Origin of the sequence: Lysobacter soli (assembly GCF_003382285.1) — a bacterium.
Taxonomy (GTDB): Bacteria; Pseudomonadota; Gammaproteobacteria; order Xanthomonadales; family Xanthomonadaceae; genus Lysobacter_J; species Lysobacter_J soli.
The window spans coordinates 1-12,917 of the sequence record NZ_QTJR01000022.1 but is presented as its reverse complement, the minus strand read 5'-3'; the positions used below and the strand labels follow the sequence as shown (position 1 = coordinate 12,917).

Here is a 12,917-nt window from a genome sequence, read left to right as displayed (position 1 = left end):
AGCCGAAGAAGCGCTGCACCACGATGCCCAGCGCCGCCGCCAGCACGATGAAGCCGGCATTCTGGATGTTCATGCCGGCGATCACGCGCGAGATCTCGCTGCGCGGCGTGCGGCTCTGGATCAGCGCGAACAGCGGCACCACGAAGAAGCCCGCGAACAGGCCGATGCCCGTCAGGTCCATCGCGATGCGCCAGCTGCCCGGCTGCTGCAGGAACGCGCCGATGCTGAGCCCCGTCGTTGTCGCCGCTCCGCTGCGTGCGAAATACAGGTCGATCATGAAGGCGCTCATGCCGAACGCGCCCATCGGCACCAGGCCGATTTCCACCGTGCGCGCCGACAGCTTCTCGCACAGCATCGACCCCACGCCCGTGCCGACGGAGAACAGCGCCAGCGCGAAGATGTACAGCGTGGCGCTGCCGCCCAGGTTGGCCTCGGCATAGGTCGGCAGCTGCGAGGTCAGCACCGTGCCGATGAACCAGAACCACGACACGCCAAGCACCGAGTTGCGCACCGCGAGCTGCTTTTTCGCCAGCCGCAGCACGGCGAGCGATTCGGGGATCGGGTTCCAGTTGATGCGCAGGTCCGGCGCGCCCGGTTCTGCGCGGGGAATGAAGCGGCTCACGATGTTGCCGCTCACCGCGAGAAGGATGATGGCCGTGGCCGCCACCACCGGCCCATGCGAGCCGGCCAGTTCGAAGATCAGGCCGCCGAAGATCATGCCGACCAGGATCGACATCGACGTGCCCATCTCGACCAGTCCGTTGCCGCCGGTGAGTTCCTCCGGCTTCAGCACCGACGGCAGGATCGAATACTTCACCGGCCCGAACAGCGTGGATTGCACGCCGGTGCAGAACAGCGCGACGAGCAGCACCACCATGTTCTGCGTCAGGAAGCCCACCGCCGCCAGCGACATGATCACGATCTCCATCGTGGTCGTGATGCGGATGAGCTTCGACTTCTCCAGCTTCTCCGCGATCTGCCCCGCCGTGGCAGAGAACAGGAAGTACGGCAGGATGAACAACGCCGGCGCGATGTTGGTGTAGAGCGTGCGTTCCTCTGGCGTCACGCCGAGCCAGAACAGCAGGCCGATGATCGCCTGCCGGTACACGTTGTCGTTGAACGCCCCCAGGCACTGGGTCACGAAGAACGGCAGGAAGCGCCGCTGCCGAAGCAGGTCGAACTGACTGTGTGCCATGCACGCAAGTGGTTGGGGCGATGCGCGCGAGACTAGCAAAAGGGGGAAAACAGCGTCATCCCGGCTGGGCGATGCCCCGACATTGGCCCCTCTCCCCGCTTGCGGGAGAGGGGTTGGGGTGAGGGGCGGCGGCGTGTTGCCGCCGTCCCGGTGGTGACAGGCGCGGATTCCCGCGCGCGGAATGAAGGAGGTGGACGCCTCGTCATCCTTCCTCAGGGCGACGCAGCAAACGCAATCAAGCCCACATCCGCAGCGGCACCAATCCCCACCATGCGAGCACGCACGTACACTGCAGCACGGCAAGCATCGCGAACACGTCCAGCTTCGTGCGCACGGACCAAGGCCTCCGCCGCAGCGTCGCAATCAGACCCGCCAGCATCGTCAACGGCCACAGCGCGGTGACGACGGCGAGCAGCACGCTCGCGGTGGTCACGTCGCCCAGCTGAAGGAAGGACTGGCGGTAGAAGAACGGCAGCGGCAGCAGCAGCGCGAGCAGGCCCCAGAAGGGAATCAGCACGGCCATGTTCGTGGTGCTCCGCCGGCGGATCAGCGCATGGACGCCCGACGCGAGCAGCCACACGCAACCGAGCAGGCCGGCGACCAGGCTGCCCCACAGCAACACCATGCGTGCGAGCGGTGCGCGCTCGTAGGTCTGAAGCCCGGTGCTGATGACGCGGCGGCCATCGGGCGTGATGACCAGGGCGTGCGAGGCGATGACGCGCTCTGGCGCACGCAGGAGGCGGTCGCCGACGGGATGCAGCGCGAGCTCCTTTCCCTGGAACGGCTTGAAGCGCACTGCCTCGCCCTCGTGCGTGACATGCACGAAGTTCAGCGTGCTATCGAGCCACTCCAGACTGGCGAAGCGGTTCGGCGAGGGTACGTAGATGCCGTTCCACTCGGACAGGTCGCGCACCGTGCCGCTCACGTGCTGCGGCGGCGACGCGAGCAGGTGCAGCGCTTCGATCAGGCGCCTGTCGAGCTTGCCGTAGTCGACGCCTTCCACATCGGCGTTGACGGCGATGAAGAACGCGCGCTGTTCGCGAGGAAACAGGCACAGCATGGCGCGATAGCCGACGGTGCTCCCGCCATGGCAGCGGCCGACAACGCCGTGCCGGTCGCGCGTGGACAGGCCAAGTCCGTAACCGACGCGCAGGCCGGCATCGGCGGCTTCGGTGGCGACGGGCTCGCCCATCGCACGCAGCAGCGCGGCATCGATGAACGGCGCGTCGTCGATGCGGCCGTCGCTCATCAGGAAGCGCGCGAGCCGGCCCATGTCGGCCGCGGTGGTCGTGAACTGTCCGGCGGGGCGGATGTAGCTGGGCACGGCCGCATGCGTCGCACCGTTCTCGAAATGCCCCATCGCCAGGCGCGGGTCCCCGCGTTCGCCGTCCTGCGTGGTGAAGCCGAACGTGCTGTCGTGCATGCGCAATGGCGCGAGCAGGTGCGCGTCGAGGTAGGTCTCGTAACGCGTGCCGGTAATGCGCTCGACCACCATGCCGAGCAGCGTGTAGCTGGTGTTCGAGTACGAATGGCGCGCGCCCGGGCGACTGCGGACGCGCAGCGGGCCGCGTCCTCCGAAGGCGTCGCGCAGCGGCGCGTCTTCTCGCGGAACAAGCGTGAACGCCTGCGAGAAGCGAACGTCGTCGAGTCCGGCGGTGTGGTCGAGCAGGTGGCGTATGCGGATCGGGTCCGTGGACGCCCATGCATTGTCGAATTCGATTTCCGGCAGCAGCGGAGCGACGGGTGTGTCGAGCGCGAGCTTGCCCTGCGTGACGAGTCGAAGCACGCCGGTCGCGAGCAGCGTCTTCGCCACGGAGCCGACGTGGACGCGGTCGCTCGCCTGCATCGGCTTGCCGGTGCGCGCATCGCGCGTGCCGGCGGCACCGGTGACAACGTTGCCGTCGGCGAACATGGACCACACGGCGCCCTGCAGACCTTCCGATGTCAGTTGCTGCGCCATCGTCTCGTGCAGTGCCGCGGCGCTTACGCCGATGGGAAGCATGAGGAGCGCGAGCATGCATGCGAGGCGGCGAAGCGTGCGTTGGAACATTCCGGTGTTCACGTCGTCGTGCGGCCTTGCGATGGCAGGCGACAGTGTCGGGCGAGGCCGCCATCGGAACCTGTGTCCTTCGTCACGAGGCCGAACGGCGGCCTACCCATTGGGCAGCAGCGTTCGTGCTGCGCTGATGCTTGCCCGCATCTGCGGATCGCCCCCGGCTTTTTCGCATGGACGCCCCCGTCCGCGGTTAACGAACGTAACGCCCTGATCTCACAGGGAGTTGGTGATGCCGCGTCAGGCCGATGTGCGTTTCTTCTTTCGCCTCACCGAAGGGCCGGAGCTGGAGGTGGTCCGCTTCGAGTTGACCGAGGGCGTCTCGCAGCCGTTCCGCCTCGCATTGGAGCTGGCGAGCGGGGACGATGCTGTCGATGCGGCGACGATGCTCGATCGCGAAGCGACGCTCACCATCGAACGCGCGGGTGCCGTCGAACGCCGCGTCGTCGGCATCGTGACGGCCTTCGAGCAGGCGGAAACCGGCTTCCGTCGCACCCGATATCGCGCCGTCGTCGAGTCGCCGCTGGCGCGGCTGGCGTTGCGGCACAACAGCCGCATCTTCCAGCAGGTCACCGCGACGGACATCCTGGGCAAGTTGCTGAAGGAGAACCGCATCATCGGCACGCGTGCGTCGTACTCCGCCAGCCATGAGCGACGCGAATACTGCGTCCAGTATCGCGAGACCGATGCGACGTTCTTCCATCGCCTCGCCACCGAGGAAGGCATCGTCCACTGGCACGACACGCGCGAGGGCCGCGACGCGCTGGTCCTCAGCGATCGCATCGACAGCGCGCCGCGGCTGGAGGACCACGACGCGGTCGTGTACCAGCCGCAACCCGCGGGCGACGCGCCCAGGCCGCACCTGTGGCGTTTCGCCCACCGTCGTCAGCTGGCGCCCACGCGCATCACGCAGCGCGAATACACCTTCCACAATCCGCACTACGACCTGCAACAAGAGGCGAGGGCGTTCGCCAGCGAGCAGGCCGTCGGCGACTACGAGCATTACGATTACGCCGCGCGCTACAAGCGCGACGAAGCCGGCAAGCCGTTCACGCGTTCGAAGCTCTCGGGCTTGCGCAATGCCGCCGAACAGGCGCGGATCGAAGGCGATGACGCTCGCTTGTTCCCGGGACTGGCGTTCCCGTTGATCGGCCATCCGGCCGACCACTTCAACGCGCTCTGGCGCGTGATCGCGATGCGCCACGTCGGCGAGCAGGCGGCCTCTCAAGAGGCAGACGCAGCAGGAGCCGAGCACGGCAGCCGCTATTCGTACGAAGCGACCGTCGTCCCCGCGCATTACGACTGGAAGCCCGAGCCGGCGCCGCGCCCGATCGTGGACGGCCCGCAGATCGCGCATGTGGTCGGCCCGGAAGGCGAGGAGATCCACTGCGACGAACACGGCCGCGTGCAGGTGTGGTTCCCGTGGGATCGCGAAGGCGGCCGGAAGGAGAACAGCACCTGCTGGATCCGCGTTTCGCAGGGCTGGGCCGGAGCGATGTACGGCTTCGTCGCGCTGCCGCGCGTCGGGCACGAGGTGATCGTCAGTTTCCTCGAAGGCGACCCGGACCAGCCGATCGTCACCGGCCGCGCATACCACGCCGCGAACCGCCCGCCGTACGAACTGCCGCGCCACAAGACGCGGACCACGTTCAAGTCGCAGACGCACAAGGGCGAGGGCTACAACGAGCTGCGCTTCGAGGATGAAGCCGGCCAGGAAGAGATCTTCGTCCACGCGCAGAAGGACCAGAACATCGTCATCGAACATGACGAAACGACGAAGATCGGGCATGACCGCAGCGAGGACGTTGGCAACGATGAAACCATTTCCATCGGGCACGACCGCAAGGAAAGCGTCGGCAACGATGAAACATTGAGCATCGGGCAGGATCGGCGCGAAACGCTGGGGCGCGATCACTTCATCGATGTCGGCCGGTCACGGCAGATGACCATCGCGAAGGATCTGGCCGAAACCGTAGGCAATGTCCGCATCGAGAAGACGGCGACGGATCGCAAGGCCGAGACGGGTGGGCATTACGAGCACAAGGTGGCAGGGCGGCACGACACCGAAGCGGGCGAACGCATCGTCCATTGTTCGCAGGTTGTCGAAATCGACGTTGAAGATCTGGCAGGCATGCGCGGTCCCGGCGGCACGATCACCATCGACGAAAGCGGGATCAGGTTCGATGCGCTGGAGATACGCCTCAAGGGCCCTGTAAGGGTCAACAGTAGCGGCGCGGGAAACTCGCTCTCCATCGTAGGCACCCCGAAAGACCCCATCTGCCTTGAATGCCTGCTCAAGGCGATCGCCACGCAGCAAAACGTGCTGAAGTTCGGGGTGTCGCATGAGTGATCTGTTCCGCCGCCTCAACATCGACCTCGTTGAGTACCCGCTATCGCAGCTGGTGATGTTGATCGAGGGCGGCCTGCTGTCCGCGGAAGATCGCAAGCGGCTGCATGACAACGCCCACATCTCGCTCCATTCGCTGCTGCCACAGCCGGAGTTCGACAACCTGCGCGAGCACGGACCGACGCTGGTCGCTTGGCAGGCTTGCAGCGGCGACGGTCTGGCTGCCCTGTCGCCACTGTACGGCATGGGGCAGCATCAGCTGCGTGACGTGCTCTGCGGCTGGTTGGTGTCGGCATGTCCGCCCGAATCACTGGCCGAGCACCTCGCGCAGGCGAATCGGATCATGGCTCCGGATGGCGATGCCTACTTGTTCCGCTACCACGCAGCGGCCGCGCTGGACACCTTGTCAGACCGTAATGACGCTTGGGCGCAGGCCTTCTTCTCGCCCCTGGTGACGTGGTGGTGGCGCACTCCTTCACCACAGGACCAACGCGCGGCGTGGCGCGGGCATCGCGGGCACGCACGGCCACAGCCTGAGGCGCTGCCGCCACTGCGTCCAGACGATCACCTGTGGCGGGCGCTGGTTGGCGGCGATCGGGAGTCGTATGCGCTGCTGCACAACCTGGAACGCCTCACTCCGGCGCCTTTCGCCACCGAGTGCCCCGGCGAGCGATTGAGCAAGGTGACCTATTTGCTCGAGCAGGCGCGCGCACACGGGCTGAAACGCAAGCTCGATCGAGCCGATTACGTGCTGTGGTGCCTGACCAATCCGTCGCCACCGGAGCGTCTTCCGCATTGGCCGAATGCGCTGTCCGCCGCACAAGCGGGTCGCGCATGGCTGATCGATAGTCTCGTAGGGAACTGAGGAATCGCATGGACAAGGACACCTTCAACGACCTGCGCAAGCAGCTCCATTGCCTGGACGAGGGTAGCTCCAACACAGGCGTAATGGACTGCAACCAGGACCTCGTGCTCCTGCCGTTGCGCTATGCCGTCGTAGGCATGGACGACAACGAACCTGATGCGGCTCTCCCTTCGTTGCCTCCAACCTTGGGCTTGGATCTGCCGCAGTTGCAGCGCGCGCGCTACGCAGTGCAGATGCTGCGCGAGGGATACATGTATGCATTCCTGAAGCGGCTGGCGGACGGCAGCTGGGAGGCCGTGGCCATGCAGGTCGCCAACCAGGGGCGTATCAGCGTCTACGATCCTGATCGGCGACCGCCCCGCGTCGCGCTGGAAGCGATGAAGCGCGGCCTCCAGCGCAATCAACAGCCCGATGCCACCGGCAGCGCATTGCGAATTCCCGCGCCGTATCGCTATTCAGAGGCGCGCTTTCTGTACACGCCGGATCCGCTTACTCCGGCGATGCAGGAGCGCTACCGCACCGACGACGCCCTCCGCGGCACGCTGCAAGTGTTCAACCTGTCGCGGCTGCGCAACGAGCCGCGCAGTTCACTGGACGCCATCGGCGCCGATCAGTTCAACGATCTGGTTCTGGATTACCGACTGCGGGTGGGAAAGACGTCCATTCCGTTCCCGGCCCCGCAACAGCCGCGTCCGCCATTTTCGGTCGAACTGGAATCCAGGCTGGCCGGTCAGTTGTACCCGCTGGACGAGCGGCCGCTACCGAAGCCGACGGAGGTACAGGCCGGCATCGTGCTGCACGACCCCATCGGCATCACGCAGGAACTCAACGCGTGGCGCAATGCGTCGACCGAACAACTCAAGGACTGGCTGGACTACAGGGGCAAGGACGAGGATCAGGACGGCGTGACGAACGAGCGTCGTGTGCTGGTGGCGCAGACCTTCCTGGAATTGCGCAATAGTTTCACGACGCGCCGCACGGCGGCGCTCCTTGACGGCCAGAAGCGCCACATCGCCGACCTTCTCGATCACTCGGCTCGACCGCCGGGCATGAGTGATGAAGAGTGGAACAAGGCGCGCCAAACCGTGGAGGGCGCCTACGTGACCTTCAACGAAGCCGAGCTGCTACGCCGCGCCAAGGCCGGCGAGTTCGCTACGCGCTTCAAGGACAAGTACGAAAGACGCGTCAACATGCCGATGATGTCCGTTGCGTTGCAGCAGTTCAACAACCACGCCGCGATGGCGCAAGCCGGCGCTGCCCGCCGTGCCCCCGATCATCTGGCGTGGCTGCAGAGCGAACGGTTGCTCAAGGCGCTGGATGCCTATGACGACAACGACACGGGAAGCGGCCTCTGCTTCGCCCATCAGACCGGGCTGTGTGTGCTGGGCGTGGATGGCGACGAGCGCGGCGCCAAGTTGCTGCGGCAATGGTGGCAAGCCGACAAACCCGAGCGTCCGAACCTCGCCCTGCGCGGCTACGTGCTGAATCAGCAGAGCATTGCCACCGCCCTGGAGCAAACGGTAGCGAAGCTGGGCACCGCCAACAGCAGCGACGGCCTCGATGCCTTCGAGGCGACCCTGCAAAAGTCCAAGGATCTGGCCGCGCAGTACGGCGCAGTAGACGGCTATCTGGACACGCTGAGTCAATACAGTCACGTCAACACGGCCGGCGCGTTGGCGTGGGTCGGCAGCCTGGGTACGCAGGCCTTGCGCGCGGGCGCGCCGAACACGCTGGACAACGCGCTGCACCGCCGCCTGAGTGTGCTGTTGACCGCGCAGTTGGGCGAACAGGCGCTGCATCTGCGCATGAGTGAACACGTACAGGCCGGCCATACGCCGAACCCTGCGCAGGTGCAACGGCCGATGCTGCGCACGCTGGATCGTGCGTTCACCGCCGGCTTGAACAACGCGCATGGCAATCAGTTCTACAAGTTGCGACTGGGAAGCGGATTGCTGTTGCTGGAAGCGGCCCTGCTGCTGATGCAGGGGCAGAAGCTGGAAGGCACCGCGAAGTGGGTCGCACAACTGGCCGCCGCCGCACTGACGACCGGCGCGGCCGGACTGGAAGTGATGGCCATCGGTACCGAGCAAGTGCTGGCGCGCACCGACAGACGCAGCGTGACCCATCGTGCCGCGCAGATCGGCCTGGGGCGTTTCAGGCTGTGGGGCGCGGTGTCGGCCAACGGCCTGTCGGAACTGCGCGACGAATGGGAGTTCATCCGCCGCTTCATGGAAGACGGCGCGGACGGCTTGCCCAAGCCGTCGATCACCTCGCATTTTCCTTGGCCGTGGCAGGCATTTGCTCCGCAGTTCGAAGGCCTGACGCGCTATCTGCGCACCGACTCGTTGTGGGTGTTGCTGGGTCTGATGTTGATCTCACCCGCATTCGTGATGCTGGGTGCAGCTCACTGGATGAGCTTGCTGCTTTGCTGGAAACCGCGCTGGCCGAAACTAATCCGTGAAGCGGGGCTGCCCGGCAAGCCCGTGCCGAAGCTGACCACGCTCACCGATTACCCGCCCGACATCCAGCAGCGCCTTCTGGCCAATGCCGACAAATGGGCGCTCAAGCCCGGCGCGCGTCCGGAGCGTAAGCGGCGCACGGCAAGGAGCCGCCCTCGCTCCGATTCTGAGCACGGCGACAAGAAGGCTGTCGGGGCAAACAACAAGTGAACACCCCCCGTCGGCGCAGGCGCACACGAGTGCAGCCACGTCCGTTGACGTGGAAGGATTGGCTGGTGCTTGCTTTCATCCCCGTCTTGCTAACACTGAGTCCGCCCATTGTCGCCTTTCGGTTCTGTCTCTTCTTCTATTGCTTCCTTTCTGTTCCAGGGCTCCCAAGTCAGAAAGACTCATATGCGTTCTACGGGCAGCAAAGTCTGCTTTTCATGTTAATCAAGGCTTGCTTCCTGCTTGGGGCTTGTTGGTTGGTTATTCGAAACGGAAGGCATCTGACGAATGTAAGAGACGTTAGCGATGACATTATCGATTGGTTCCTGGCGGCAGCGGTGTGCTTTTCCATCTACGCCTGCGTTATATCCGAGAACGGACATGCTCTAAACTCGTTCAATGCGCGTTGGGGGACGTCCAAGAATGAGCAAATGCGTGTCAAGGAAATCGGGTCCGATTGTTCGACGTCCTATTCCAGCACAGGTCGATTCAGAGGAATGACGAGCCATACGACTTGCTGGGAGGTTCTAACTCTCACGGACCATGCGCTGATGAAAGGGAACTCGTAAGTGTCGAAGTTCGACGCAGCGTATTTGGAACATCTGTGGCAGGGATCAGCCCGATAAGGGAATGAAGCCGTCATGCCGGGTTGTATGTATCAGATGCGCATGGGCTGGATTGGAGCATCCGCAGGGGTTTTGGCGCCTCTAGGCGATTTCTGGTTCTCGCGCGTTTAGAGATGGCGCTTTCACGCGACGTCCACGCAAACGCCGCGATTTCACCCGCGAGCCAGCTTCGCGCCCGTACGCTCGGGTTACACGTCCGCAAGGAGGTCGCCATGACGGCCGATACCAAGTCGCCGCTGGAGCATGTCAACGACACGGTGCTGCAGCTCAAGGAGATGCGGCATTACTCGAAGAACAACGTCGAGCTGCTCACGACGCAGTGGCTGATGTTCGACGGGGAGTTGTCGAAGTTGAAGAAGTCTTCGGTGATCGAGGATCTGATGACCAAGCAGTCGCAGTTCTATGACGCGGTGGAAGCGGCGATTGCGGATCTGGAGGCGGTGGCGGTGGAGTTGACGCCGGCGCCGGAGGAACAGGCGGGGAGTTGATTCTCGCCGCGGTTGCACCGGTCAAGGCGAAACCTGCAGCACTGTGCGTCTGAGGTGGGTCGCCGCAACTGCTTCGTTGCCCCTCACCCCAACCCCTCTCCCGATGGGAGAGGGGCTCAGGCCAGCAGGAGAGGCAGGTGAGGGGCGTACGTTACGCCGGCTCTTCCGCCCGCTCGCGCTCGATCGCGCGCCAGCCGATGTCGTGGCGGTGGAACTCGCCGTGCCACGAGATGCCGGCCACCGCTTCGTACGCCTTGTGCTGCGCGTCGGCGACGGTCTCGCCGAGCGCGCACACGCACAGCACGCGGCCGCCGGCGGTGACGACGTGTTCGCCTTCCAGCTTCGTGCCCGCGTGGAAAACCTTCACGTCATCCACTTCGGGCGCGTCCCAGCTGTTGATGACGTCGCCGGTGCGCGGCGTGTTCGGGTAATGCTCGGCGGCCATCACCACGCCGAGCGACGGGCGCGGATCCCACTGCGCGCTGGCGGTATCGAGGCGTTCGTCGATCGCGGCTTCGACCAGGTCGAGCAGGTCCGAGCGCAGGCGCAACATCACCGGCTGCGTTTCCGGATCGCCGAATCGCACGTTGTACTCGATGACCTTCGGCGCGCCGCTCTTGTCGATCATCAAACCGGCGTAGAGGAAGCCCGTGAACGGGATGCCGTCGGCCTGCATGCCGCGCACGGTGGGTTCGACGACCTCGCGCATGATGCGCGCGTGCACGTCGGGCGTGACCACGGGCGCGGGCGAATACGCGCCCATGCCGCCGGTGTTCGGGCCGGTGTCGCGGTCGCCCACGCGCTTGTGGTCCTGGCTGGTCGCCATCGGCAGCGCGGTCTTGCCGTCGACCATCGAGATGAAGCTGGCTTCCTCGCCGTCGAGGAATTCCTCGATCACCACGCGCGCACCCGCCGCGCCGAAGGCGTAGTCGGACAGCATGTCGGTGATGGCCGCCTCGGCTTCGGCCAGCGTCATCGCGACGATCACGCCCTTGCCCGCGGCCAGGCCGTCGGCCTTGATGACGATGGGCGCGCCTTTGTCCTGCACGTATTCCAGCGCGGCCTCGGTTTCGGTGAACACCGCGTAGTGCGCGGTGGGAATGCCGTGGCGCGCCAGGAAATTCTTCGCGTACGCCTTGCTGCCTTCCAGCTGCGCGGCGGCGGCGGTGGGGCCGAAGATGCGGTGCTTCTTCTCGCGGAAGCGGTCCACCACGCCGTTCACCAGCGGGCCTTCCGGGCCGACGACGGTGACGCTGACGCCTTCGCGCTCGACCAGCGCGAGCAGGCCGTCGATGTCGGAGGCGGGCACGTCCACGTTGCGGCACTTGGCTTCGGTCGCGGTGCCGGCGTTGCCCGGCGCGACGAGGACTTCGCTCACGCGGCGCGACTGCGCCAGTTTCCAGGCCAGCGCGTGCTCGCGACCGCCGGATCCGATGACGAGGACTTTCATGCTCTCTCCTGCCGCGCGACGTGGGATCGCGATTTTACGCAAAGCCTTCCGCGGGCCGCGACCGGCGCGTGTGGCTCATGGAATCGAACGCGCCCGCGCCGGCGCATCGGCCGCGCGCGTTCATGCGGATCGCTCAATGGGTCGAGAACGAGCGGTGGTAGCGAACGTCGCCCTTCGCGCCGGCATCGTTGAAGGCCAGCGACTGGAAGTACTGCGGCGGCGCGTCGGCGTAACGCAGTTCGCCGTCGTTGTTGAAGCCGAAGCGGGCGTAGTACTGCGGCTCGCCCAGCACAACGCAGCCGGCGGCTCCCTGGTCGGCCAGTTCGGCCAGCCCGGCGCGGATCAGCGCGGTTCCCACGCCGTGCCCCTGATCGCGAGGCGCGACCGCGACCGGGCCCAGGCCGTACCAGGACTGCGCGCCGTCGATTGCGACCGGCGAGAACACCGCCACGCCGGCGATGCGGCCGTCGATGTCGGCCACCAGGCAAAGGCTGAGCTCGCCGTCCTCGCGCAGGGCATCGACGATGCGCTGCTCGATGCGCCCCTTTCCGTCCGAGTCGGCGAACGCCTCGCCGAGCAGTGCGCGGATCGCCGCGTGATCGTCCTGGGTTTCGGTGCGGATCCACATAAAGCCTCCGGGCGTGTGGGCGGAGTGTGGGGGATCGGCGGTTACGGCGGTGTCGTGCGCGTCGCGGGTGCAATGCGGGAGTGCCGGCCGGCACGCGCCTGGGTCCCGGCTTTCGCCGGGATGACGGGAGCTGCGCCCGTTGTCGATCGAGTTGCTGCCGTCCCCGCGAAGGCAGGGATCCATTTTTCCGGTCCGTCACCGTCTTTCGTCAGGCGTGACGCTTGCACGCATGGATTCCCGCCTTCGCGGGAATGACGGTGAGTCGGTTTGCCGGAATGCGGAGTGCCCGGGCGGTACGGGCCTAGGGCCCGGCTTTCGCCGGGATGACGGGGGGCGGCGATGACGGGGGAAGTTGCGACCGTTGCCGATCGAGTTGCTGTCATCCCCGCGAAGGCGGGGATCCATCTTTCCGGTCCGTCACCGTCTCTCGTGAGGCGTGATGCTTGCACGCATGGATTCCCGCCTTAGCGGGAATGACGGTGAGGTGGTTTTGCCGGAATGGGAATGCCCGAGCGGTACGGACCTGGGTCCCGGCTTTCGCCGGGATGACGCTTCGGACCTGCTTCCGAATCCCCGGTCAGTGGCGGAAATGCCGCACG

General features: G+C 65.6%; 8 protein-coding genes. 4 read left to right on the top strand and 4 right to left on the bottom strand.

What is annotated here, in order from left to right; genetic code table 11:
• On the bottom strand, positions 1-1,195 hold a 1,195-nt coding region (locus tag DX912_RS18005), incomplete at its 3' end, for an MFS transporter (RefSeq protein ID WP_115844980.1).
• A 235-nt stretch (positions 1,196-1,430) separates the two neighbouring features.
• Positions 1,431-3,212, bottom strand: coding sequence for a serine hydrolase domain-containing protein (locus tag DX912_RS18000; RefSeq protein ID WP_181902892.1), 1,782 nt, complete (start codon positions 3,210-3,212; stop codon positions 1,431-1,433).
• A gap of 268 nt (positions 3,213-3,480) precedes the next feature.
• Between DX912_RS18000 and DX912_RS17995 the strand changes: the two genes are divergently transcribed.
• The 4 genes from DX912_RS17995 to DX912_RS17980 all read left to right on the top strand — a co-directional run bounded on the left by DX912_RS17995 (position 3,481) and on the right by DX912_RS17980 (position 10,240).
• Positions 3,481-5,598 carry a type VI secretion system Vgr family protein gene (locus DX912_RS17995; protein WP_115844976.1) on the top strand — a complete coding sequence of 706 codons (2,118 nt, stop codon included), beginning with the start codon at positions 3,481-3,483 and terminating at the stop codon, positions 5,596-5,598.
• On the top strand, positions 5,591-6,460 hold the full coding sequence (locus DX912_RS17990; RefSeq protein ID WP_115844974.1) for a DUF4123 domain-containing protein: 870 nt from the start codon (positions 5,591-5,593) through the stop codon (positions 6,458-6,460). Before DX912_RS17995 ends, DX912_RS17990 begins: the two co-directional genes overlap by 8 nt.
• 8 nt (positions 6,461-6,468) lie before the next feature.
• A complete protein-coding gene (locus tag DX912_RS18530; RefSeq protein WP_220340826.1) occupies positions 6,469-9,129 on the top strand; it encodes a T6SS effector BTH_I2691 family protein in 2,661 nt (886 codons plus the stop codon).
• A gap of 835 nt (positions 9,130-9,964) precedes the next feature.
• Complete coding sequence (locus DX912_RS17980) at positions 9,965-10,240, top strand: hypothetical protein (protein ID WP_115844972.1); 276 nt, start codon at positions 9,965-9,967, stop codon at positions 10,238-10,240.
• Positions 10,241-10,391: 151 nt separating this feature from the next.
• Here DX912_RS17980 and purD read toward each other — a convergent pair whose 3' ends face one another.
• Positions 10,392-11,690 carry a phosphoribosylamine--glycine ligase gene (gene purD / locus DX912_RS17975; RefSeq protein ID WP_115844970.1) on the bottom strand — a complete coding sequence of 433 codons (1,299 nt, stop codon included), beginning with the start codon at positions 11,688-11,690 and terminating at the stop codon, positions 10,392-10,394.
• A 133-nt stretch (positions 11,691-11,823) separates the two neighbouring features.
• Positions 11,824-12,318: a GNAT family N-acetyltransferase gene (locus tag DX912_RS17970; RefSeq protein WP_115844968.1), complete on the bottom strand. Its 495-nt coding sequence runs from the start codon at positions 12,316-12,318 to the stop codon at positions 11,824-11,826.
• Between the last annotated feature and the right edge of the window lie 599 nt (positions 12,319-12,917).

Coding starts and splice junctions, on each gene's coding strand:
- DX912_RS18000 (WP_181902892.1), bottom strand. CDS start 3,212: ATGCTCGCGCTCCTCATGCTTCCCATCGGCGTAAGCGCCGCGGCACTG.
- DX912_RS17995 (WP_115844976.1), top strand. CDS start 3,481: ATGCCGCGTCAGGCCGATGTGCGTTTCTTCTTTCGCCTCACCGAAGGG.
- DX912_RS17990 (WP_115844974.1), top strand. CDS start 5,591: ATGAGTGATCTGTTCCGCCGCCTCAACATCGACCTCGTTGAGTACCCG.
- DX912_RS18530 (WP_220340826.1), top strand. CDS start 6,469: ATGGACAAGGACACCTTCAACGACCTGCGCAAGCAGCTCCATTGCCTG.
- DX912_RS17980 (WP_115844972.1), top strand. CDS start 9,965: ATGACGGCCGATACCAAGTCGCCGCTGGAGCATGTCAACGACACGGTG.
- purD (WP_115844970.1), bottom strand. CDS start 11,690: ATGAAAGTCCTCGTCATCGGATCCGGCGGTCGCGAGCACGCGCTGGCC.
- DX912_RS17970 (WP_115844968.1), bottom strand. CDS start 12,318: ATGTGGATCCGCACCGAAACCCAGGACGATCACGCGGCGATCCGCGCA.